Annotated in this window: 22 protein-coding genes; 10 read left to right on the top strand and 12 right to left on the bottom strand. The window is 63.2% G+C overall.

Annotated features, from left to right (window positions below; genetic code table 11):
- Window positions 1–5: 5 nt before the first annotated feature.
- A complete protein-coding gene (locus tag NKH21_RS04760) occupies window positions 6–737 on the bottom strand; it encodes a GntR family transcriptional regulator (protein ID WP_352660815.1) in 732 nt (243 codons plus the stop codon).
- Window positions 738–977: 240 nt separating this feature from the next.
- Here NKH21_RS04760 and NKH21_RS04755 point away from each other — a divergent pair, with 240 nt between their 5' ends.
- Together NKH21_RS04755 and NKH21_RS04750 are read left to right on the top strand one after the other, a co-directional pair.
- On the top strand, window positions 978–1,592 hold the full coding sequence (locus NKH21_RS04755) for a TetR/AcrR family transcriptional regulator (RefSeq protein ID WP_352660818.1): 615 nt from the start codon (window positions 978–980) through the stop codon (window positions 1,590–1,592).
- A 59-nt stretch (window positions 1,593–1,651) separates the two neighbouring features.
- On the top strand, window positions 1,652–2,062 hold the full coding sequence (locus NKH21_RS04750; RefSeq protein ID WP_352660820.1) for a cupin domain-containing protein: 411 nt from the start codon (window positions 1,652–1,654) through the stop codon (window positions 2,060–2,062).
- 316 nt (window positions 2,063–2,378) lie between these two features.
- Here the strand turns inward: NKH21_RS04750 and NKH21_RS04745 are convergent, their stop codons facing one another.
- Genes NKH21_RS04745 through NKH21_RS04735 form a run of 3 tightly spaced genes read right to left on the bottom strand, consistent with a single transcriptional unit; the run spans window position 2,379 to window position 6,998 of the window.
- Window positions 2,379–3,533 carry an efflux RND transporter periplasmic adaptor subunit gene (locus tag NKH21_RS04745; RefSeq protein ID WP_352660823.1) on the bottom strand — a complete coding sequence of 385 codons (1,155 nt, stop codon included), beginning with the start codon at window positions 3,531–3,533 and terminating at the stop codon, window positions 2,379–2,381.
- A 16-nt stretch (window positions 3,534–3,549) separates the two neighbouring features.
- Complete coding sequence (locus NKH21_RS04740) at window positions 3,550–6,729, bottom strand: efflux RND transporter permease subunit (protein WP_352660826.1); 3,180 nt, start codon at window positions 6,727–6,729, stop codon at window positions 3,550–3,552.
- Complete coding sequence (locus NKH21_RS04735) at window positions 6,723–6,998, bottom strand: hypothetical protein (RefSeq protein WP_352466109.1); 276 nt, start codon at window positions 6,996–6,998, stop codon at window positions 6,723–6,725. Before NKH21_RS04735 ends, NKH21_RS04740 begins: the two co-directional genes overlap by 7 nt.
- A gap of 252 nt (window positions 6,999–7,250) precedes the next feature.
- On the opposite strand from NKH21_RS04735, the gene NKH21_RS04730 reads away from it, so the two are divergent.
- Window positions 7,251–7,832: a TetR/AcrR family transcriptional regulator gene (locus NKH21_RS04730; protein WP_031211029.1), complete on the top strand. Its 582-nt coding sequence runs from the start codon at window positions 7,251–7,253 to the stop codon at window positions 7,830–7,832.
- Window positions 7,833–8,384: 552 nt separating this feature from the next.
- Here NKH21_RS04730 and NKH21_RS04725 read toward each other — a convergent pair.
- The 6 genes from NKH21_RS04725 to NKH21_RS04700 form a co-directional block, all read right to left on the bottom strand.
- Window positions 8,385–9,407 (bottom strand): LacI family DNA-binding transcriptional regulator, encoded by a 1,023-nt coding sequence (locus NKH21_RS04725; protein ID WP_352660829.1) that lies wholly within the window; start codon window positions 9,405–9,407, stop codon window positions 8,385–8,387.
- 57 nt (window positions 9,408–9,464) lie between these two features.
- Complete coding sequence (locus tag NKH21_RS04720; RefSeq protein ID WP_352660831.1) at window positions 9,465–10,259, bottom strand: ATP-binding cassette domain-containing protein; 795 nt, start codon at window positions 10,257–10,259, stop codon at window positions 9,465–9,467.
- Between the two features lie 3 nt (window positions 10,260–10,262).
- Window positions 10,263–11,249 (bottom strand): ABC transporter permease, encoded by a 987-nt coding sequence (locus tag NKH21_RS04715; RefSeq protein ID WP_023674041.1) that lies wholly within the window; start codon window positions 11,247–11,249, stop codon window positions 10,263–10,265.
- A 107-nt stretch (window positions 11,250–11,356) separates the two neighbouring features.
- Complete coding sequence (locus NKH21_RS04710) at window positions 11,357–12,289, bottom strand: substrate-binding domain-containing protein (RefSeq protein WP_352661309.1); 933 nt, start codon at window positions 12,287–12,289, stop codon at window positions 11,357–11,359.
- Between the two features lie 247 nt (window positions 12,290–12,536).
- Window positions 12,537–13,331: an SDR family oxidoreductase gene (locus NKH21_RS04705; protein ID WP_352660834.1), complete on the bottom strand. Its 795-nt coding sequence runs from the start codon at window positions 13,329–13,331 to the stop codon at window positions 12,537–12,539.
- A gap of 78 nt (window positions 13,332–13,409) precedes the next feature.
- A complete protein-coding gene (locus tag NKH21_RS04700; protein WP_352660836.1) occupies window positions 13,410–14,567 on the bottom strand; it encodes a fumarylacetoacetate hydrolase family protein in 1,158 nt (385 codons plus the stop codon).
- Between the two features lie 226 nt (window positions 14,568–14,793).
- Between NKH21_RS04700 and NKH21_RS04695 the strand changes: the two genes are divergently transcribed.
- From NKH21_RS04695 to NKH21_RS04665, 7 genes are all read left to right on the top strand, one after another.
- On the top strand, window positions 14,794–16,077 hold the full coding sequence (locus NKH21_RS04695; RefSeq protein ID WP_352660837.1) for an NAD(P)/FAD-dependent oxidoreductase: 1,284 nt from the start codon (window positions 14,794–14,796) through the stop codon (window positions 16,075–16,077).
- An 84-nt stretch (window positions 16,078–16,161) separates the two neighbouring features.
- Window positions 16,162–17,049 (top strand): ABC transporter permease, encoded by an 888-nt coding sequence (locus NKH21_RS04690; protein WP_352660839.1) that lies wholly within the window; start codon window positions 16,162–16,164, stop codon window positions 17,047–17,049.
- A complete protein-coding gene (locus NKH21_RS04685; RefSeq protein WP_352660841.1) occupies window positions 17,046–17,924 on the top strand; it encodes an ABC transporter permease in 879 nt (292 codons plus the stop codon). Before NKH21_RS04690 ends, NKH21_RS04685 begins: the two co-directional genes overlap by 4 nt.
- A complete protein-coding gene (locus tag NKH21_RS04680; protein WP_352660843.1) occupies window positions 17,909–18,979 on the top strand; it encodes an ABC transporter substrate-binding protein in 1,071 nt (356 codons plus the stop codon). Before NKH21_RS04685 ends, NKH21_RS04680 begins: the two co-directional genes overlap by 16 nt.
- Window positions 18,980–19,159: 180 nt before the next feature.
- Window positions 19,160–19,768 (top strand): cupin domain-containing protein, encoded by a 609-nt coding sequence (locus NKH21_RS04675; RefSeq protein WP_352660846.1) that lies wholly within the window; start codon window positions 19,160–19,162, stop codon window positions 19,766–19,768.
- A complete protein-coding gene (locus tag NKH21_RS04670) occupies window positions 19,758–20,843 on the top strand; it encodes an ABC transporter ATP-binding protein (protein WP_352660848.1) in 1,086 nt (361 codons plus the stop codon). The genes NKH21_RS04675 and NKH21_RS04670 overlap by 11 nt, the downstream gene beginning before the upstream one ends.
- A gap of 34 nt (window positions 20,844–20,877) precedes the next feature.
- Window positions 20,878–22,305 carry an aldehyde dehydrogenase family protein gene (locus NKH21_RS04665; protein ID WP_352660850.1) on the top strand — a complete coding sequence of 476 codons (1,428 nt, stop codon included), beginning with the start codon at window positions 20,878–20,880 and terminating at the stop codon, window positions 22,303–22,305.
- A 124-nt stretch (window positions 22,306–22,429) separates the two neighbouring features.
- Here NKH21_RS04665 and NKH21_RS04660 read toward each other — a convergent pair whose 3' ends face one another.
- Together NKH21_RS04660 and NKH21_RS04655 are read right to left on the bottom strand one after the other, a co-directional pair.
- A complete protein-coding gene (locus tag NKH21_RS04660; protein WP_352661312.1) occupies window positions 22,430–22,909 on the bottom strand; it encodes an SRPBCC family protein in 480 nt (159 codons plus the stop codon).
- Between the two features lie 2 nt (window positions 22,910–22,911).
- On the bottom strand, window positions 22,912–23,262 hold the full coding sequence (locus NKH21_RS04655) for an ArsR/SmtB family transcription factor (RefSeq protein ID WP_352660853.1): 351 nt from the start codon (window positions 23,260–23,262) through the stop codon (window positions 22,912–22,914).
- Window positions 23,263–23,388: the final 126 nt, after the last annotated feature.

Raw genomic sequence — 23,388 nt, 5'->3', positions numbered from 1 at the left:
GCTCATCAGGCGGTTTCGGGCCGGCCGCGGGTCGGGCTTGCACGACTAGCGTCATTTGGGCCGCGTCGCTCCAGCCCGCGCGCATAGGCGAGCAATGCCTCGAAATCGAAATCGATGTGCTCCTTGGCGTGGTGCTGTGCAGCGGGCATGTCGTTGCCCTTGAGCAGCCGCACATAGGTCTCGTGAGCATCTTCGGCAGGCACAGGCTCGTTGCGGGCCCGCTGGTGCAGCGCGAAATACATCTGCAGCCGGCTGGTCAGCCGTTGCCACGTTTCAAGCAGCACCGAATTGTCGGCCCATTCGTGGATCAGGCCATGCAGTTGCAGCGCCGTTTCGATCTGCCGCGTCGTGTCCAGTTCGCGCGTCGCCTGCTTCACCGCCGCATGACGCCGGTCGAGTTCGTCGAAGAACCGCTGGTCGCGAAGCGGCCAGGTCCGCGCGATGGCGAACTCGTCCAGCACCTTGTTGAGCGAATAGGCATCGTCGATGTCCTTGGCGGTAACATCAATGACGAAGGTTCCGGCGTAGGGGATGCTGGTCAGGATGCCTTCCTGCACCAGTTCGCGCATCGCCTCGCGCAGCGGCGCACGGCTCACCCGCATCTGCTCGGAAATCCTGAGTTCGTTGAGCTTCTGCCCCGGCTCCAGCTGGCCGGTCAGGATCGCCCGCCGGAGCAGCGCCACGATCTCGGCCCTGCGTGTCGTATCCGCGATCGGACTGAAATCCAGCGTTGCCATCCGGCTGCTCCAGGAGACCAAAAGCAACACAAGCAGATTGTCGACAATCTAACAAGAGTAATTTCTGGATTCTCGACCCTGCATGACATTGGCGGCCTTCCGGCCTCAGCCAGCCTTCCCGCTCCCCTCGCTGAGCGTCAGCTGGCTTCTCGCAGCGCGAAACGGACTGGTGCGTAGCCTTCGCAATGTCCATTGACGACTGGGAAGCTTTGTGTCACTAGCAGTGACATGAATTCACAAATGATGACTCAGAAATACGAGAGCCCGCTGCGGGCAGAGCAGGCGCAGGCCACGCGCGAGCGGATCCTCGCGTCCATTCGAACGATCCTGGAGCAAAATCCGTACAGCCTCCTTGGCTTCGATGAGGTTGCCGAGGTTTCGGGCGTGAACCGAAGGACGATCTTCCGCCACTTCCCGACGAAGGAAGCGCTTTTGGAAGCCTTTTGGGCCAGCACCAATGCCTCGCTGGGAGTGCGGTTCTGGCCTGAGCGGGAGCAGGATCTGATCGATCTTCCTCCCGATCTTTTCGCTTCGTTGGACGCAATCGAAGGCGTAGTCAGGGCCTCGCATGCGAGCGTTACCGGGCGCGAGATGCGCCTGCAAGCCAATGGTGAGCGGCAACGTGCCTTTCGGAGCAGCCTTTCGCAAGTCGCTAAAGGAATGGACCCGAAGGCGGCGCGCCAGCTTGAGGCCGTGATCCAGCTCCTGTTCAGCGCCACTGCCTGGCAGACGATGAAAGACTACTGGGGTCTTAACGGCCGTGAGGCCGGAGAGGCAGCCGCCTGGGCAATTCGCGCCTTGCTCAATGCGGCAAAATCGCAGCAGGGCGCTGTTCGAAAGGGAAAAAGCAAGTGACTTGGCATAAGACCAAAGCAACGGTCCATCCGGCCGATTCGGTTCAAAGCTTCTGGGTAATGGGCGATCAGGTCGCTGTCCGGGCAAAGCTCGCTGGGACGGCACTCAACGTGATCGACGTCACGGTGCCTCCTGGAAGCGGCACGCCGCCCCACACGCATCCTTCCGCGGAAATTTTCCGCATTCTCGAGGGCACTCTCACGATGTGGACAGTGATCGATGGTGTCGCGCAAGAATACGAGGTGGAACCCGGTGATGTCGTCACCATTCCGGGCAACGCGCCCCATGGCTATCGCAATGCTGGTCCCGTGCCGGCTATGTTCATGGCGATCGTCGACGACGAGATGATCGCATTCTTCGAAGAGGCTGCATCCAAGGACGCGCCCTCCGGCCCGCCGACCGCTGACATGATTAACCGCGTGATCGAGCTTACCGGACGGCACGGAATCCAGATCCTGCAGGCGGCCTGACCGGCGAAACTGTTGCGCCAGGCTCAAGATTTGACCTGGCTTATGCCGGCTAAATCCAGCAGTCCATCCATCCAGGGTCGAAGCGGGCCTTCGCGTGAGTGATACGTGCAGCCGCGACAAGCCGTCGGCTGGATGGATGTCTCGCTTGCTGATCCACAAACTGCTTTCGCAGCTAGAGAGCGCCTCTATGCTGCCATCGTCGCCAGAGCCGCCGTTCGCGCGACGGCTTGAATCGACCGCGTCGAAACTATCAGCAAAAACGGCGCCCTTGGCGTGGGAGCCGAGGGCGCCGCGGGACCGGACCTGATGGGGGTTATCAGGTGGCCGGTTTCTCGGGCAGCGGCGAGATCGGCATTCCCGGGCCGATCTTCTGCAGATTGCCGGTAATCACCCGGTCGCCTTCGGCCACACCGCTCAAGATGGCAACCTGATCGCCATTGGTCGGTCCGAGCGAAACGATGCGCTGGTCGACGGTGTTGTCCTTGCCGACGACATAGAGGTATTTGCCGAGTTGGCCGGAGCCGAGTGCCGTCTGCGGCACCATCAGCGCATCAGGCTGCTCTTTGACGTGCAGCCGGACGCGGACATATTGGCCGGGCAGCAGCGTGAACTTGCCGTTGCCGATCGTCGCCCGTGCCGTGATCGTGCCGGTCGAGCGATCGATCGTGTTGTCTATGAAGGTAAGATCGCCCTTCTGGCGCGGTTCCGTTTCACCGGGAAGCAGGACGTCGACACTGATCGGTCCCGCGGCCCGGGCCTCCTCGATCTGAGTCAGGTCGGTTTCGCTCGGATTGAAGGTGACGTAGATCGGATCGAGCTGCACCAGCGAGTTGAGCACGGTGCCGGCGACGCTGACCAGCGTTCCGACGGATGCTTGGCTGCGTCCGATGCGTCCCGCGAACGGGGCACGGATTTCGGTATAGCTCAAATTGAGCTCGGCGGTCCGCAAGGCGGCCTGGTTTACGGCGAGCGAGGCCTGAGCCTCGCGCAAGGTGCTGGTGCGCTGGTCGAACACGTCCTTGGCGAGATAGCCGCTCTTGGCGAGCTCGCTGCCGCGCCCGAGATTGGAGCGCGCATAGTCGAGTGTTGCCGTGTCGCGCTGGATAAGCGCCTTCGCCTGCTCGAGGGCAGCCTGGAAATCCTCCGGGGCGATCTTGTAGAGAAGGTCGCCCTTTGCAACGTCGCTGCCGTCTGTAGCGACCTGCTCCTGCAGATAGCCCGGTACGCGCGCCTGCAGCGTGATGCTGCGGATCGGCTCCACCCGGGCGGCATAGTCGAGATAGATCGGGATCGTCTTCTTGACGACGCTCACCACCGGCACCGGCATGACAAAGGCTTCCGGCTTGGGTGTCGCCGCCCCGGCTGTGCCGGCGTTGAGGCTGAGGCTGCCCATGTCGAGCAGGTGAACGCTCGCCACCGAAATCGCCCCAAGGGCGACGGCCGTTCCCAGCGCGATTTTCCATTTACGCATGATCAATTCTCCAGTCCTATTCAGCCGCTTCGGCCAATGGCTCGAATACGGGTTCGGCAGTTGGTTGTTCGGTCGCTTCGGAAACCGGTTCGCTCTCGCTGCGGCGCTCGCGCAGCTGCTCGATCACCGCATAGAAGACCGGCACGAACACCAGCGACAGGATCGTCGCCGCGACCATGCCGCCAAAGACGGTGGTGCCGATCGACTGCCGGCTTGCGGCACCGGCACCCGTGGCGAACATCAGCGGCAGCACGCCGAGGATGAAGGCGAAGGCGGTCATCAGGATCGGTCGCAGCCGCAGCCGCGCCGCTTCCATCGCGGCATCGACGATGCTGAGGCCTTCTTCGCGCCGGCGCCGGGCAAACTCGACGATCAGAATCGCGTTCTTGGCCGCCAGTCCGATCAGCATGACGAAGCCGATCTGCGAATAGACGTCGATCTGCATGCCGCGCAGCCACAGCACGACGAACGCACCGAACAATGCGAGCGGCACCGCCAGCAGCACCATGAACGGCATCGCCCAGCTCTCATATTGCGCGGCGAGAATCAGGAAGACGAAGACGATCGCGAGGCCAAAGACGACGGATGCGATCGATCCCGCCTTGAGCTCCTGATAAGTGATGCCGGTCCATTCGTAGCCGAAATCTCTCGGCAACGCCGTGGCAGCGGCACGCTCCATTGCCGCCACCGCCTGGCCGGACGAAAAGCCGGGCGCGGCGCCGCCATTGATCAGGGCCGACGCATTGTTGTTGTAGTGCGGCACGGTCTCGGGACCGACGATGGGCACAAGCTTGCCCAGCGTGCTGAGCGGCACCATGCCACCCGACGCATTGCGGACATAGAGCCGCGAAATGTCGGCCGGACCCGCACGAGAGTCCTTGTCGGCCTGGATCGTCACCCGGAAGGTGCGGCCGAACAAGTTGAAATCGTTCACATAGAGCGAGCCGAGATAGATCTGCAGCGTATTGAAGACGTCCGGCAGGTTGAGCCCGAGCAGCTTCGCCTTGGCGCGATCGAGATCGTAGTTGAACTGCGGCGTCGAGGTCGAGAACGACGAGAACAATTGCTGCGGGTTGAGCTCGGGCTGCTTGCGCGCCTCGGCAATCACCGCTTGCGTCGCATCGTTGAGCGCCACGCTGCCGCGGCCGGTCAGGTCCTCGACCTGAAACTCGAAGCCACCGGTGGTGCCGATGCCCGGGATCGACGGCGGGTCGAAGCTCAGCGCAAAAGCCTCCGGAATTTGCAGCAGCTTGTTGCGCACGTCGGCGACGAGCTTCGAGGCGCTCTGGTTGGGACCGCGTTCGTCCCATGGCTTCAGGATGGCGAATTCGACCGCCGAGTTCGACTGCGCGGCGCTGGTCAGGAAGTTCAAGCCGCTGATCGAGCCGACGATATCGACGCCGGGCGTATTCTGCAGGATGTCGCGTGCCTTTTGCGCCACCGCGTCGGTGCGTTCCAGCGAGGCCCCGTCGGGGAGCTGGATGACGACGAAGAAGTAGCCCTGGTCCTCGACCGGAAGGAAGGTCGACGGCAGGCGCTGCCAGACGAAATAGGTCGCGACAAGTCCGGCCGCGAACACGCCGAGCATGATCCAGCGCAGGCGGATGAGAATGCGCACACCATTCGCATAGGCATGCGCCAGCCGTTCGAAGCCCATGTTGAACCAGCGGAATAGCACGAACTGCGTTTCCGGCCGGTGGCGCAGGAAGGCGGCGCTGAGCGACGGGGTAAGCGTCAGCGAGACGAAGGCCGAGATGCCGAAGGAGATCGCCACCGTCAGGGCGAACTGGTTGTAGAGCCGGCCGGACACGCCGGGAATGAAGGCGACCGGCACGAACACGGCCATCAGCACGGCGGTCGTCGCGATGATCGGGCCGGTGACCTCGGCCATCGCCGTGCGCGTGGCAGCCAGCGGTTTTAGGCCGGCCTCAAGTTGGCGTTCGACATTCTCGACGACGACGATGGCATCGTCGACGACGAGGCCGATCGCCAGCACCATGCCGAGCAGACTGAGCATGTTCAGTGAGAAGCCAAGCATATGCATGACGGCCAGCGTCGCCACCAGCGACACCGGAATTGCGATCGTCGGGATGATCGTGGTGCGCCAGCTTTGCAGGAAGATGAACACCACGGCGACGACCAGGACCAGCGCTTCGCCGAGCGTGATCAGCACGTCGTGCATAGACGCCGATACGAAACGTGTCGTATCGTAATGCATGGCGTAGCTGACGCCCTTCGGGAAGCGGGCCGACAGCTCCTGCATCTTATCCTTGACGCGCTGCTGCAGATCGAGCGCGTTGGAGCCCGGCATCTGGTAGACCGCCAGCACCACCGTCGGGTCCTTGCCGAAGAAGGCCGACGAAGAATATTGCAGCGCGCCGAGCTCGATGCGCGCAACGTCGCGCAGCCTGACCAGCGAGCCGTTCGCGGTATTGGCCCGCACGACGATGTCACCGAACTCCTTCGGATCGCTCAGCCTGCCGACGGCGTTGACCTGCATCTCGAAGGCGGTGCCGGCCGGAGCCGGCGACTGTCCGATCTTGCCGGCCGCCACCTGGACGTTCTGCTCGGCGACGGCGTTCTGCACGTCGACGGCAGTAATGCCGAGATTGGCGAGCTTGTCGGGATCGAGCCAGATGCGCATCGAATAGCGCCGCTCGCCGAAGATCTGGACGTCGCCGACGCCGGGCAGGCGCTTCAGCGGATCGACCACCTGCAGATAGGCCAGATTGCTCAGCGCGACCGGGTTGACGGAACCGTCCGGCGAGGTGAGGTCGACGATCAGGACGAAGTTCGGGTTCTGCTTCTTGATCGTCACGCCGCCCTGATTGACGATGGCCGGCAACGAGGACGCCGCCTGCGAAACGCGGTTCTGGACGTCGACGGCCGCCGTGCTCAGGTCGTAGCCAACGTCGAAGGTGATGGTGATCGTCGAGGAGCCGTCATTGGAGCTCGACGACGACATATAGGTCATGCCCTGGACGCCGTTGATCTGCTGTTCGAGCGGCGTCGTCACCGTGTCGGCGACGACCTGCGCGCTGGCGCCCGGGTAGTGGGCGCTGACCACGACCTGGGGCGGCGTGATGTCGGGAAATTGCGAGACGGGCAGAAGGAAATAACAAATCCCTCCGGCGAGCACCATGATGATGGCGATCGCCGACGCAAAGATCGGACGATGGATGAAGAAGTTTACCATGAGATGCACGCCTCGCCCGATGCTCTGGCCCGGCCAAAGGCCCTGGCTACCCTGGACAGCCGCCGGCTGCGCGTTGAGCCGGAATCTTCGAGAAAGCCGAAATCTTGCAGAGGGCGGCGCGGCGCATTGCGGCGTTCGGCCTGCTCATCAGCCAGCGCACGCAGCATCGCCTCGAAAGACCGCGGGTCGACGCGGTCGGCCTTCATCAGCATGCGGATCATCGGATCCCTCACGACTTCATCGATCGTCAGATCATTGCGCTGCGACATCGAAGCGGCTCCTGGTTTTTGGCGATCCGCGGCAAGCCGCGGATCGGGTGTTCTCTTGCTCGCCGGCCGAGGCCGTGAGGTGCGGTTCGTCCCCTTGCCGATCGGGGCGGGGCTGATGGCCGGCACTTGCGAGTTTGACATGATGCAATGCGGGTGTTACAGGTAAGTAACATCTCTAACGTTACAGACCGGTAACACCCTAGTCAAGAGGTGCACCGAGGGAATTTCGGAAACGCAATCACGGAGGTTTTGATGACAGACGGTGTTGTGGAGCGTGTTCGCCCCCGGGACAGGATCCTGGAGACGGCACGGGACATGTTTCACAAGCATGGCATTCGCGGCGTCGGCATCGACGCCATCACCGAGGCCGCCGGCACCAACAAGATGACGCTCTACCGGCATTTCGAGTCCAAGGACGACCTGATCATCGAATGTCTGCGGGCGACCGCCTGCAGCGCCAACGCGATGTGGGAAAAGTTCGAGGCCGAGAATCCGGGCGACAAGCTGGCGCAGCTGCACGCCTGGGTCCGGATGGCGGCCGATTGCCTGATGTCGGATCGTCGCGGTTGCGACATGGCCAACGCCGCCATCGAGCTGAGCGAGGCCGATCATCCGGCAAGGCAAGTGATTAAGGAACTCAAGGAAGCGCAGCGCGAGCGGCTGGTCTCGCTGTGTCGCGATGCCGGCATCGGCCAGGCCGAGCTTCTTGCGGACACGCTGTCGCTGTTGCTCGAGGGCGCCCGCGTCAGCCTGCAAAGCGTCGGCGCCGAGGGCCCGAGCGCGCAGTTCGTCCGCATGGCGGAAGGCCTGATCACGTCTTTCAGGGCCAGATAGTCTCGCAAGCGGCGAAACGATCCGTGGCGTTTCGATTGCGGGCCGCGCCGCCGGGTGATGTCTCGTCCCATTGCGATGTGCCATCTCGCGTCTCCCTTGCCGGTCCTCCGCAGCAGCAATGCCTGCGCGGCGCTGTTTGCTGGTCGTGAGGCAGGATAGGGCCGCCGGCGAACCGGTGAGAGTGACAAGTGTGACAGGATTCCGCCCGACAAGTCGCGGCGATCGCAGCGAAGCTCATCGATCCGCGGATCAACAGTCGTGTCCGGTGCTGGTCACGATCCCAAGCGTCGGCCGCTATCCCGGAGCCGGAATAAAAAAAGCCCGCTGCCGGGAGGAGGTGGCAGCGGGCTCGATTTCGAATACGGCACGGGAGGAGGTGTACCGCACTCAGCGTCGGCATCGCATCTGGGAGGAGTAGATGGCCGACACCTGCGAAATTATCGATTGCCCAATGATTCGGCAACCACAAAAGTTGCATAGGTGATGTGCAGATTTGCGGTATCAACCGAATTTTAACGATGAAGGCCCGAGCGCCATCGCCCACGCGCGGCATCACTGCACCGGGACATTTTCCTTGAAGATCAGGCGCGGCTCGATGAATTTACGCGTCAGATAGGGCGCCGATGAGGCGATCGAGCCGAGCAGGCGAATGACCGACTGTTCGGCGATCAGCCGCGCATTCTGGTCGATGACGACGTCGAGCAGATCGTCGACGAGATAGCCGCGCGTCTCACGCGTCAGATCATGGCAGATGAACACCGGCTTCTTGTGCGGCCTGGCTTCGCGCAGCGCCTTCGCCACGCCCGAGCGCCCGGCCCCGACACAGTAGATGCCGAGCAACTCCGGCTCGTTGTGCAGCGCCTTCATGGTCGCGGTATAGCTGACCTCCGGTTCGTCGTTGATCTCGACGGCGCTGGTGACGGCCAGGTTCGGAAACTCTTCGCCGAGCACGGAGCGAAAGCCCATCTCGCGTTCCTCGTGGCCGCGATAGGAGCGTGAGCCGACGACCATCGCCAGATGGCCCTGGCGGCCGCCGAGGAACCGTCCCATCAGCAGCGCCGCCGTACGGCCGGCCACCCTGTTGTCGATGCCGACATAGGCCGAGCGGGGCGCGCCGGGAACATCGGACACCAGCGTGACCAGACGGATGCCGGCCTCGACGATCTCGCGCAAGATGTTGCGCGTTCTCGGATGATCGACGGCGATGACACCGACGCCGTTCGCCTTGAGCGAGAGGTTTTCGACGGCCGCCTGCAAGGCACTCGGCGAAATGCCGGCGAGCTCGTGGATGCGGCAGGAGGCAACCAGCGGCAGGCGCGCCGCATAATCCTCGATGTGCCTGGCCAGATCGGCCATGAAGGCATTGCTGCCGATCGGCAGGAAGAATTCGAGATGTGCCGGCCGCGAGGGCAACGCGACCTGGTCGACGACCGGCAGATAGCCGAGCTGCTTGGCCGCCTCCATTACGCGCTGCCGGTTGGCGGCACTGGCTCCCGGCCGGTTGTTGAGCACACGGTCGACCGTCGCGGTCGACAGGCCGCAGCTTCTGGCAATATCCGAAACGGTGGCCTTCATATCGCAACCATGTGGCGATGCGATCCAGTGCCTCGACGATAAGCCCGGCCCGGCTGCTCAGCCGGGCCGTTGCGTGCGCTCGACCAGCGCGTCATGGATCTCCTTGTCGGACATGCCGGTGATGACGCGTTCGACTTCGGCGACGCTGGTCTTCTTCGGGTCTATATCGTCGGCGACCACCTTGCCGCGGCGCATGACGACGATGCGGTCGACCACCTGGAAGACGTGGTGGATGTTGTGGGCGATGAAGATGCAGGAATGGCCGGAATCGCGGGCACTGCGCACGAAGCTCAGCACGCCTTGCGTTTCGGCGACGCCGAGATTGTTGGTCGGCTCGTCGAGGATGATGAGGTCGCTGTCGAAATGCATGGCGCGCGCAATCGCCACCGCCTGCCGCTCGCCGCCGGAGAGCGAGCCGATCGGCGTCGTCGGCGGGATGTTCTTCGAGATGCCGACCTGCTTGAGCAGGTCGCGGGCAACCACGTTCATCGCCTCCTGGTCCATGCGGTTGAGGAAACGCGGCGGCTTGACCGGCTCGCGTCCAAGGAACAGGTTGCGCGCGATCGACAGCTGCGTCACCAGCGCGGAGTCCTGGTAGATCGTCTCGATGCCGTGGGCGATGGCGTCGCTGGTGCTGCGCAAATTCACCTTCTTGCCTCGGATGAAGATGTCGCCGCTGGTCAGCGGAACCGCGCCCGATAGCACCTTGATCAGCGTCGACTTGCCGGCGCCGTTGTCGCCGAGCAGCCCGACGATCTCCCTTTCGTTGACATGGAAATTGGCATCCACCAGCGCCTGCACGCGCCCATAGGACTTGCGGATGTTTTCCATGCGGACAAGCGGTTCGGCCATGGTTCAAGTCCCTGCCTGATGCCGGCGTTCCAGCCATGAGTGGAGCGCCATCATGCCGAGGATGATGGCGCCGATGAAGATGTTGTAGGCAAGGCCCGGCACGCCGATCAGCACGATGCCGTTGCGCATCACGCGCAGGATCAGGATGCCGAGCACAGTGCCGATGATTGTGCCGCGCCCACCGGTCAGCGCCGTGCCGCCGATCACCACCATGGCGATGACTTCGAGCTCGTAGCCGGTGCCGCTGTTGGGGTTGGCCGCAGAGGTGCGTAGCGAGGAGATGACGCCGGCAAGCGAGGCCAGGATCGACGACAGGATGAACAGGCCGATCTTGACGCCGCTGACATTGACACCGCGCGCCCTTGCAGCACTCGGGTTGCCGCCGGCCGCCTGGATCCAGTTGCCTGTCCGGCTTTGCGTCAGCACGTAGCCGAGCGCGATTGCGGCGGCGATGAACCAGAACAGCGACATGTAGATACGGAACGGACCGATGAAGAAATCGCCGACCAGCGCTTCCGCCAGCCAACTGCCCTCGGCGCTCCAGGTCCGCTGCGGAAATCCGTTGGTGACGAACAATGCGGTGCCGCGCACCACCAGCAGCATGCCCAGCGTCACCAGGAAGGACGGGATCTTGAGCTGCGTCACGAACCAGCCATTGACCAGTCCGATGAACGCAGCGACCACCAGCGCGATGACGAAGGCGGCTTCGAGCGAGGCGACGCCGCTGTTGAACAACGTCCACATCAGGACAGGCGAGAAGCCGAACACCGAGCCGACCGAGAGGTCGAATTCGCCTGATGTCATCAACAGGGTCATCGCCAGCGCGATCAGCCCGAGCTCGACCGTGAAGGCCAGCGTGTTCGAGATGTTTTGCGGCGACAGGAAGTCGTGGTTGATGCCCCAGAACACAGCGATCTCGACGACGAGCAGCACGAACGGCCCGAACTCGGGTCGCGCGATCGAGCGTTGGATAAGAGAACGATTTTCCACCTTGGACCCGCGATAGGATTGGATTTGGCCGAGACCGCAACCGGCTTCGGCGGAATGATGAGACAGTCACGGCCGCCGAAGCGGCCGTGACCAACTCGATCGCGGATTTATTTGCCGGACAGGATCTTGTCGTAGACTGCCGCGGTGTCCTTCTCGTAGAGCGCGCCGGTGATCACGTCGAAGCCGGGCGGAATACCGCTTGCCGCCATGTTGGCGAGCGAGAGCGCGACATAGCTGGTCGCCTGCGGATCCTGCCACTGGCCGGCATTGACGTAGCCGTTCAGCACTTCCTGGGTGGTGTCGAGCGAGTTGCCCCAGCCGACGACCGGGATTTCGCCCGGCTTGACGCCGACCTGGTCGAACACCCGCTTGATCGAACCGGTGACAAGGTCGCCAAGGCCGATGATCGCCTTGACCTTGGCCCTGTTGGCGGTGAGGTAATCGACCATGCGGTTGATCACTTCGGCCTGGTCGAGCGTCGCTTCGGTGATTTCATAGGTGATGCCGAGCGGCTCGAAGACGCTCTTGATGCCTTCCTCTTCCTGGACGCCATAGGTGGCGCCGGGAATTTCGACCGGCATCCAGACGAAGTCGCCCTTCTTCACCAGGCCCTTGTCGACCAGATACTGCGCCCAATGCTTGCCGAAGGTGACGTTGTCGCCGCCGACATAGGCGTTGAAATCCGCCTTCGGGTCGGGCGTGTTGAAGTTGATGATCGGGATGTTCGCCGCCCGCGCTTCCTTGACGATCTCGACAAGGCTGCCCGGATCGGGGCTGGTCGTGGTGATGCCGTCGGCCTTGGCGGCGATTGCGGCGCGGACGGCTTCCTGTTGCGACGCCACGTCGCCGTTGTGGAACGAGGTGTTGACGGTATTGCCGGTGTCCGCCGCCCATTGCTTGGCACCGGCAAGGAAGTAGGTCCAGACCGGATCGGCCGGGCCGCCATGCGAAATCCAGTAGAACGTCTTGGCCTGTGCCGCGGCCGGAATGGCCAGCGCCATCACCAAGCCAAGTACAAGCAGTCTTAGCCTCGTCAGCATTTGATTTCCTCCCATTTGAACCTCCTCCTCCTCCGACGATCACCGCGAAAAGCCGTGCGCGGCCAAAACGGTGGTCGCATTTTGCCAGCGTCGACCTGGACGCATTAGAGCATTCCCTTTTTCGATCGATGGCAAGCCTCGATTGCCAATGGACGTTGGCGCAAGGCACCACGCCATCAGCAATCCCATCAGATTGCATCAGTTTGGCTGATATTTTCCAGGCGGCCGACGATCGTCCTTGCGACCGTCATGCAATGCCGCGCGGCGGCGCGCCGAGCACGGATTGCTCTAGGTCGATAAGCGTCCCGGTCATCAGCCCGGAGGCGTCGCTGAGCAGGAACAGCGTTAGCCGGGCGACTTCGTCCATGGTCAGCAATCGACCAAGCGGCAGGCCGGCGGCGGCGATCTTTGCCCAGTTTTCGCCCTTGCCCAGCGTGCGCGCCTGCATCTCTTGTTCGGCCGGCGTCGCTACCCAGCCCATGTTGATGCCGTTGACGCGGATGCGATCGGAGAGATGCGCGTTGGCAATGTTTCTGGTCAGCGTCGAAAGCGCGCCCTTGGTTGCGGAATAGATGGCAAGGTCCGGCGCACCGCAATGCGCATTCACCGACAGTATGTTGACGATGGCGCCCGCCGCCCGCCGTGTCTTCATGTCGGCTACGGCCGCCTGCATGAGGAAGAACGGCGCGCGCGCATTGACGGAAAACAACCTGTCCCAGTCGTCGATTGTGCCAGTTTCCAGCGAGGCCCGGTCGGTGAGGGCCGCGGCGTTCACCAGACAATCGATGCGGCCGAGTCTTTTGATCGCTTCCGCCATGACAGCTGCAGGCGCGGCCGGATCTCCAAGGTCGGCCTGGATGAAGACGACGGGCCGGCTTGGTCGTGAAAGCTCTTCGGCGATGCGTCTGCCACGCTCGGCATTGCGGCCGACAATGGCGATCCCTTCGCCGCCGCCGGCTGAGGCCAGCCGGGCGATGGTCTCGCCAAGCCCTTGCGTCCCGCCGGTAACGACAAGGGTCTTGCCCTCAAGAGCGACGATCAATGGACTCTCCCGAATGCCGACGAGCAGGTAATTTCCAATCAGAGAATTCTAGAATCTATCGGATGTTAGGCTGGGGGACTAGATGAGGTCGGCCCTTGCGAGGTCACGCATCAGATGGCTGGCGCCGTAGGTCCAGTGCGGGCAGTCGGGCGACAGCCGCACGCGGTTGACCAACGCACCGAACTTCTCCGACGAGATGGTGACGATGTCGCCGACCTTGTGGGTAAAGCCCTTGCCTTGTTCGCCGCGATCCTTCGACGGCACGAACATCGTGCCGAGATAGAGCACCAGCCCGTCCGGATACTGGTGGTGCGGCCCCATGGCGGCGGCGACCAACTCTTCCGGCGAGCGGCTGATCTCAGCCATCGAACTGGCGCCCTCTAGCGAGAACCCATCCTCGCCCTCGACCTTCAGGTGTACGATCGCCTGCTTCACGTCGCCGATGGAAAACGTCTCGTCGAACAGCCGGATAAAGGGGCCAAGTGCTGCCGAAGCGTTGTTGTCCTTGGCTTTGCCGAGCAGCAGCGCGGAGCGTCCCTCGACGTCGCGCAGATTGACGTCGTTGCCGATCGTCGCCCCGACGATCCTGCCGCTGCTCGCGGCAATCATGGCGATCTCCGGCTCCGGATTGTTCCATGTCGAAACCGGATGCAGGCCGACATCGGCGCCGAAGCCGACCGAGGCCATCGGCTGGCATTTAGTGAAGATCTCGGCATCGGGGCCGATGCCGACTTCCAGATATTGCGACCAGGCGCCGCGCGCAATCAGCTTGGCCTTGATCTCCATCGCTTCCGGCGAGCCGGGCTTGAGCTTCGACAGATCGTGGCCGATCAGCCCGGCGATGTCGGCGCGAATGGCGTCGGCCTTTTCGGCCGAACCGCGCGCCTGCTCCTCGATCACCCGTTCGAGCAGGCTGACGACAAAGGTGACGCCAGACGCCTTGATCGCCTGCAGGTCGACGGGGGACAGCAGGTACGGTTTCCCCGCATCGCGCGCTGTCTCGAAACTGTTGGCGGCAATGGCATCGAGCGGGCCGATCGGCCGTCCCTTGGCCGAGCGGACGTGCCCCGCCGGATCCGGCAATTCGCAAACGTCGCGTACGGTCGGCGCCACATTTGACGTGATGTCGAAGATCGTGCCGTCACGCACCGTGACCACCAGCGGATGGGAAGCATCGCTCGCCCAGGCGCGGCCTACGAAGAGGCCTTCGGCGGGCAAATGTGTGGCGTTCGTCATGGCTTACATTTCCTGTTGTCTTGTCCTTCGGCCGCGGCACTTTCAACAAATTCCCGCCAAAGGTCTATCCCGCTTGCAGGGCGAGCTTTGTCAATTCTTTCAAGCGGTCTTCGCATCGCTGGACCTTGATCGAGCCTGACGTGCGCCAATGGCGAGGGAAAACGCTCTTTCAAAATAATGAAACCGTCGCTAGGGTTTTCACCCACTGAAAATCTCCAGGTGACGCTTGCTCTTACGGTTTTCCGATCCAATCTGGCAGAAGCCGCGGACAGCCACCGCGTTCCAGTCGCTTTTTCCAGCCGGCCAATGCGTCGATGTCGTCATCGTCGGCGGCGGCATTCTGGGTCTGTCAACGGCCTTGCACGCTGCCCGGCTCGGCCTCGCCGTCCAGGTGGTGGAGGCCGGCGAAATCGGCAGTGGCGCATCCGGCCTGAACGGCGGTCAGGTCATTCCCGGCCTGAAATACGATCCGGACTGGCTGCTGGAGCATTTTGGTCTCGAACGCGGTGAGGCGCTCGTCAACTTTGCCGCCTCGACGGTGGACGCCGTTTTCGAATTGATCCGCGACGAAAAGCTCACGGTGCCGTTCGTCCGCAATGGCTGGATCCAGGCCGCGCATACCGAGACCGCGCTGAAAGCGGCGGCAAGCCGGGATCGGCAGTGGCGGGCGCGCGGCGCCGATGTCCGGCTGCTGAGCGCGACGGAGATCGCGACGATGATCGGCGCGCAAGGCTATCTCGGCGGCTGGCTCGATCGCCGCGCCGGTGTCATCGATCCGCTTGCCTACACGTCGGAACTGGCGCGCGTCGCTGCAGCGGCGAGCGTGAAGATCGCCGAACGCCAGAACGTGATGCAGATCAGCAAGAATGCTGGCATTTGGCACGTTTCTACGGAAAGCGGCGCCGAACTCAAGGCCAAGGCGATTGTCCTGGCGACCAACGCCTATACCGGCGGCCTGCTCCCCGGCCTCGCCGAGACGATCGTTCCGCTGCATTCCTTCCAGATCGCGACAGCGCCGCTATCGTCCAATCTCGCGGCGGCGATCTTGCCGGAAGGGCAGGCGGTTTCGGATTCGCGCCGCATCCTCGTCTATTACCGCAAGAGTGCCGACGGCCGGCTGGTGCTCGGCGGACGCGGCCGCATGGCCTTGCCGAACGGCCCGGCCGACTGGGCGCATCTGGAACGCGCGCTGCTGCGGCTCTACCCGGCGCTGTCCGATGTGGCCATTGAAAAGCGCTGGTTCGGCCGGGTGGCAATGACGCCGGACCATCTCCCGCATATCCACGAGCCAGAGATGGGTCTGCTGGCGGTCGTCGGCTGCCAAGGCCGCGGCATCGGCCTGATGACCGCGCTTGGTGAGCGCATCGCCTCCTACCTGTCGAGCGGCGACACCAGGCAATTGCCGTTCCCGATATCGCCGATCCGGCCGATCCCTTTTCACGCGTTTCGGCAGGTCGGCGTTGCCGCGACCATCGCCTGGTACCGGATGCTGGACGCGTTCGAACGCTGACTTTCATTCCCAAGCGTGAAACAGCTTGACAGTTTCACGAATATGAAAAAAGCTTGGTTGATTTCAAATTCCGATGGGCAGTCGATGTCGACCATCGCCGCAACGCAGCCGCTGCCGGAAACCCGGTCTTCGTCGGGTTTTCGCTTCGCCATGCTGCTGCCCGGCGGGCTGGTCACCTTTCTGCTGATCCTTTTCGCGCTTGGCCTGGTGTTCTTCCTGGCCTTTCGCGGCAATGACGGCTCGCTGCTGGGGGCCGGTTTCACCCTTGCGAATTTCGCCACGGTGGCCACCGATCCGCTGTACTGGACGGTGACGCTGCGCTCGCTGGGCATCGCCGGCCTGGTAACGCTGGCAACCGTCGTCACAGCATATCCTGTCGCCTACTATCTGGCTTTCCATGCCGGGCGGCGGCGTGGGCTGCTGCTGTTCCTGCTGACCCTGCCGTTCTGGACCAGCTATCTGCTGCGCGTCTTCGCCTGGAAGATCGTACTGGCCTATAATGGCGTGCTCAACTCGGCATTGATCGAAAGCGGCATCTGGTCGGAGCCGACATTGGCGTTCCTGAATACGCCGGCAGCGGTCGTTGTCACGCTTGCCCACGCTTATGCCCCGTTCGCCATCCTGCCCATCTATGTGGCGCTGGACACGATCCCGAAATCGCTGCTCGAGGCCGCTTCCGATCTTGGCGCAAAACCATTCACCAGTTTCCGCCGCATCGTGCTGCCCAACTCGATGCCGGGCGTGCTGGCGGCGGCCCTCGTCGTTTTTGTGCCGACGGTCGGCGATTACGTGACGCCGGCGCTGGTCGGCGGCCCTGCCAGTACCATGATCGGCACACTGATCCAGGCCGAGTTCGGCAAGGCCAATGACTGGCCGTTCGGCGCCGCACTCGCCGTCGCCGTCATGCTGGTCATTCTCGCCGTAGTGCTGGTGGTGCGCTTCGCCGACCGCCGATACGGCAGCCGCACATGAACACCGCGCGCCTGGACGCAAAGCAAGGCGGCGGCTGGCTCGGAGCCTACGTCCTTGCCTATCTGGTGTTCCTATATCTGCCGATATTGCTGATCCCGCTGTTTTCCTTCAACAATTCGATCCAGGCGGCATTTCCCCTGCAAGGCTTCACGGTTGAATGGTATGGCACGCTGGTCGGCAATTCGGCATTGTCCGGTGCGCTTGCCACCAGCCTCGTCATCGGCGCTATTGCCGCCATCGGCGCAACGCTCTGCGGCATCACCGTGTCGTATATGGACCTCTACGGCCGCTCGCCGCTGGCCGCAACGATCAGCGCCATTGCCCGGCTGCCGATCCTGATCCCCGGCGTTATCATAGGCATCTCGCTGTTGATCCTGGTCAATCTCGCCGGTTTCGGGCCGTCGCGCATTGCCATTGTGCTCGGCCACATATCGGTGGCGCTGCCGACGACGGTGGTGGTCATGCGCAGCCGCTTCGCCGCCATCCCGAAGACCATCCGTGAGGCAGCGCTCGACCTCGGCGCCTCGGACTGGACGACCTTCAGACGGGTGATGCTGCCGCTCAGCCTGCCCGCCATTATTTCGGCGTTCATGCTGGCCTTCCTGACCTCGTTCGACGAGTTCATCGTCGCCTTCTTCCTTGCCGGCACCGAGCCGACGCTGCCGCTTTATATCTGGAGCCAGCTGCGCTTCCCGAAATCGTTGCCGACCGTCATGGCGCTCGGCACCGCGATCCTGGCCGTGTCGTTCGTCATCGCCGCACTCGCTGAAATCCTGCGTCATCGCGGGCTTGTTGCCACCCGGCGGCCAGCACCCGCCAACCTGTCAAAACCAGAAGAAACCGAAGGAGGAGAACTGCAATGGCATTCGACCTGAAATCGATAACGGCAAAGACAGCGAAAACCGGACTGGCTGCCTTCGCGCTGGCGCTTGCGTCGACTGTCGCCTTTGCCGGCGACAAGCTGCAATATTTCACCTGGTCGGGCTATGAACTGCCCGACTTCAACAAGAGCTTCCTCGCCGCGCACCCCGATGGTGTCGAAGCCTCGATGTTCGGCGACGACGACGACGCCTTCACCAAGGTCAAGGCCGGCTTCCGCCCCGACATCGCGCATCCCTGCTATGACAAGGTGGCGCGCTGGAACAAGGAAGGCCTGCTGCAGCCGATCGACACCAAGCGCATCAAGAACTGGGATTCGATCTTCCCGGTCTTCAAGAACCTGCCCGACCTGCAGGCCGGCGACGGCAAGGTCTGGATGGTGCCGTGGGACTGGGGCAATACCTCGATCCTCTACCGCACAGATCTGGTGAAGAACCCGGAAGCCAGCTGGAACCTGCTCTGGGACAAGCAATATGCCGGGCGCATGGCGACCATCGATGCCGTCCACGACACACCGGTGGTGGCGGCCCTTCTCGCCGGCGTCAATCCATTCGACATGACACCGGAACAGATGGACAAGGTGGCGGAAAAACTGCGCGAGCAGCGCCCGCTGCTCTCGAACTACACCACCGACATGACCTCGGTCGAGCAGGCGCTGGCGAGCGGCCAGCTGGTCGCCGCCATGACTTGGAACGCCTCGGCCACCTCGCTGAAGAAGCAGGGCGTGCCTGTCGAGTTCATGAAGCCGAAAGAAGGCATGCTGACCTGGGCTTGCGGCTTCGTCATGCTCAAGGACGCCAAGAACGTCGACCTTGCCTATGACTTCATCAACAGCCGGCTGGAGACGGATTCCGGAAAATACCTGATCCAGGCCTACGGCTATGGCAGCTCGACCAGCTCGGCTTTCGCCGCCGTGCCGAAGGAGGAGTTGGAGAAACTGCAGCTGCCTTCCGATCCCGAGGTGATGCTGAAGACCACCATCTTCACCGGGCCGATGAAACAGAATGACGAACTCGCCAAGATGTTCGAGAAGGTCAAGGCAGGAGGCTGAGCCTGGTTCTTCCTTCTCCCCTTGTGGGAGAAGGTGTCGCCAAAGGCGACGGATGAGGGGTGTTCCAGATGGCACCGACGGCACTCCGGCCAACACCCCTCATCCGTCTCGGCGCTTCGCGCCGATCCACCTTCTCCCACAAGGGGAGAAGGGAAAACCTTACCAAACAAGGACGAACGAATGGACATGCTGGACGAAGCGGCTGGGAAGCCGAAGGACGACGCCGACGTCAGGGTCGGCCGGCGCGTGCGGGCGCTCAGGCTGGAGCGCAATCTCTCGCTGGCCGAACTTGCCGCCAAAGCCGGCGTGTCGATCGGTGCACTGAGCCAGATCGAGCGCGGCATGTCGTCATTGCGGGTGCGCGTGATCTGGCCGCTCGCCGCCGCCCTCGACATCGAGCCGTCGGCGCTGATCGCCGACGGCAATGATGTCGGCAACGACCTCTATTGTGTGCGCGCCAACAGCCGGCGTCAGATCCCGGTCAAGTCGGAGGGCATCGCCAAGGCACTGCTGTCGCCGCCGGCCGCCACGCTAACCGGCATGCTGGTAACCGTGGAAGCCGGTGGCGGCACCGCCGAAGCCTACGCTCATGCCGGCCATGAATTCGGCTTCGTCCTGTCGGGCGAGGTCGAGCTGGTGGTCGATTCGACCAGATACGGGCTGAAGGCCGGCGACAGCTTCGCCTTCAAGAGCACGTTGCTGCATGCCTTCCGCAATCCGGGCAGCGAGCGCTGCCAGATCCTGTGGGTTAACACCACCAAACCGTCCGAGGTTCGCGATGGCGCCTGATCCGCTCGTCCGGCTGGACAAGGTCTCCAAGATTTTCCCCGGCGGCATCGTCGGGCTCGACACCGTCGATCTCGACATTTCGCGCGGCGAGTTCCTGACCCTGCTCGGACCGTCCGGCTGCGGCAAGACCACCAGCCTGCGGGTCATCGCCGGCTTCGAGAGCCCGTCGAACGGCAGGGTCCTGCTCGACGGCCGCGACATCACGGCGCTCAGGCCCTTCGACCGCCCGGTCAACACCGTATTCCAGGACTACGCGCTGTTCCCGCACATGAACGTCGCCGAAAATGTCGGCTTCGGCCTGTCGCTGCGCAAGCTCTCCGGTGCCGAACAGGCAAGGCGCGTCGGCGCAGCGCTCGACATGGTCGGCCTTGCCGAAAAGCTCGGCGCCCGCGTGTCCGAATTGTCGGGTGGCCAGCGCCAGCGCGTCGCGCTTGCTCGCGCCATCGTCTGCGAGCCGCGTGTGCTGCTGCTCGATGAGCCGCTATCGGCGCTCGACGCGCATCTGCGCGAGCAAATGCAGGTCGAATTGAAGCGGCTGCAGTCGCGGCTTGGCACCACTTTCGTCATGGTCACGCACGACCAGACCGAGGCGCTGTCGATCTCTGACCGCATCGTCGTCATGAACAAGGGCCGCATAGAGCAGATTGCGCCGCCGGCGACCCTTTACGACCGGCCCGCCACCAAATTCGTCGCCAGCTTCATCGGCACCATGAACCTTCTGCAGTCGCGCTTTGTCGGCCGTGATGGCGAGCGCTTGCGGTTCACCGCGGGCACTCTGCCGCTGGAAGCGGTTTCGGAGACGGGCGAGCTGCCTAGCGAGGGCACGGTTCGCACCATCGGCGTGCGTCCGGAGGACCTTTTGGCCACGACCGAGGCCGCGGCCGGTACCGCACCGGTGCGGGTGAACAGTATCGTCTTTCACGGCCGCACCTTGCGCCTTCATGCAGAGCTGGGGCAGGGGACACAGGTGGTGATCGACGCGCCACGCCGGACAGAGGGTTTTCAATTCAGCGTCGGCGACGTAGCGTATATCAGCCTGCGCCGTGGCGCCAACTGCCCTATGCTGCCTAGCTAGTCTCACTCATTTCTAGAAAACCGGAGCACGGCCCATGAGCAATCATCTCAACTTTTTCATCGGCGGCAAGTGGGTCGGCCCCGTGGTGCCGGCAACGCTGGATGTGATCGATCCGTCCACTGAAGAGGCCTACACCAAAATCTCGGTCGGCTCGAAGGCCGATGTCGACAAGGCCGTTGCGGCAGCCAAGGCGGCATTCCCGGCCTTTTCGCAAACCAGCAAGGCCGAGCGCCTGAAGCTGCTGAAGCGTATCCTCGAAGTCTACAATGAGCGCTACGAGGACATCGCCCAGGCGGTCAGCCAGGAAATGGGCGCGCCGATCAGGTGGGCGCGCGAGGCGCAAGCCTGGGCGGGCAGGGCGCATATGGAAGCTACCATCAAGGCGCTTGAGGATTACGAATTCAATGAGAAGCGCGGCACCACCATGGTGGTCAAGGAGCCGATCGGCGTCTGCGCGCTGATTACACCGTGGAACTGGCCGCTCAACCAGATAGTCTGCAAGGTGGCGCCGGCCTTCGCCGCCGGCTGCACCGTCGTCTTAAAGCCTTCCGAAATCGCGCCGATCAGCGGCATCATCTTTTCCGAGGTGATGGACGCCGCCGGCATGCCGAAGGGCGTCTACAATATGGTGAATGGCACTGGTCCCGATGTCGGCCAGGTCATGGCTGGCCATCCCGACGTAGACATGGTCTCGTTCACCGGGTCGACCCGGGCCGGCATCATCGTCGCCAAGACGGCGGCCGAGACGGTCAAGCGCGTCGCGCAGGAGCTGGGCGGCAAATCGGCCAACATCGTGCTGCCCGACGCCGACTTCGAGACGGCCGTGCGCAAGGGTGTCAACGCCTGCTTCGGCAATAGCGGCCAGTCCTGCGATGCGCCGACCCGCATGCTGGTGCCGGCCGCCCGTCACGACGAGGCGCTGACCATCGCCAAGAAGGCCGCCGAACGGCACAAGGTCGGCGACCCACGCTCCGAGGAGACCAAGCTCGGACCGGTGGTTAGCAACATCCAGTTCGACAAGGTCCAGCGGTTGATCGAGGCAGGCATCGCCGAGGGCGCGACGCTGGTCACCGGCGGCCCCGGCCGGCCGGAGCACCTCAACCGTGGCTACTATGTGCGGCCGACCGTTTTCGGCCACGTCAGACCCGGCATGACCATCGAGAAGGAGGAGATTTTCGGGCCGGTCCTGTCGGTCATCTCCTACGATGACGATGATGATGCGGTGAAGATCGCCAACGACACCGTCTATGGGCTGGCCGCCTATGTGCAGTCCCGGGATATCGAACACGCCCGCAAGATTGCCGGCCGGCTGCGCGCGGGGCAGGTGTCGATCAACTATCCGGAATGGGATACGTTTGCGCCCTTCGGCGGCTACAAGCAGTCCGGCAACGGCCGCGAATACGCCGACTGGGCGATCCACGATTTCCTCGAGATCAAGGGCATCATCGGCTACGGCGCCTGAGCCTCGACATTGGCATTACGCAACCGTCAAGTTTATTGCAATGGTTGGTGCCTTCGGCACCGGCGTTCGCTTGAACGGCCACGACGATTCCGTGGCCGCAATGTGAGTGCGAAGCAGGGTCGCCTCAGATCGTCTTGAGATAGCCGGCCAACTGATCCGCCACCGTGCCCCAGCCGTCGTAGAAGCCCATCTCCTCGTGGCTGTTGCGCGTGGCTTCGTCGCGGTGGATGGCGGTGGCGGTATAGCGCGTCGTCTCGCCATGCGATTGCAGCGATATGACCGCTGTAATGAATGGATCGCCTGACGGCCGGTAGCCTGGCAGCAGCGCATCGGTCCACACCAGCCGCTCGTTCGGGACGATCTCGAGGTAGCAGCAACGCCTGTCGTTGACCTCCGTGCCGTCGGGCGACTGCATGCGGGTGCGGAACAGGCCGCCGGGCCGCAGGTCGATCTCGCAATCGGTGATGATCCACGGCTTCGGTGTGAACCATTGTCGGACATGCTCGGGCTTCGTCAAGGCCATCCACAGCAGTTCCCGTGGCGCCTCGATCGTGCGTTCGAGCACGAGGTCGAGCTTCGGATCGGGCTGGAACAACGGCGCCATATTCATCTGTCTGTCTCCTTGAGTTTCAGCACGTAGTCGTCGAACTGGTCGAGACGGCGCTCCCACAGCGCACGCTGCTCGGCCAGCCAGTTTTCCGCGAGCTTCAGCGGCTCCGGCGCAAGCCGGTAGGTCCTGACGCGGCCTGCCTTCTCCGAACACACCAGCCCGCAGCCTTCCAGAACCCTGAGATGCTCGATGAAGGATGGCAGGGCCATCTCGAACGGCTGCGCAAGCTCGCTGACCGAGGCGGGGCTTCGGTTCAGTCGCTCGACCACGCGTCGCCGGGTCGGATCGGCGAGCGCCCGGAAAATGCCGTCGATCGGCTGGGGGCTTTCGGTCTGCAGGCCCGTCATGGTCGTTTCCTTGCCTCGGCCATTCCGCGTGACCAGAGTTGGCTTAGAAAACACTTAGGGAAATTCCTTACTATTGGCAAGCGCGAAAATCGCGGAGCCCGGCGAGGCCGCTGGAAAACCGCGAGG

The sequence above is a fragment of the Mesorhizobium sp. M1329 genome (assembly GCF_040318035.1).
Taxonomy (GTDB): Bacteria; Pseudomonadota; Alphaproteobacteria; order Rhizobiales; family Rhizobiaceae; genus Mesorhizobium.
Note: the sequence above shows the minus strand (reverse complement) of the source record. Positions and strands in the feature narration are given on the sequence as shown.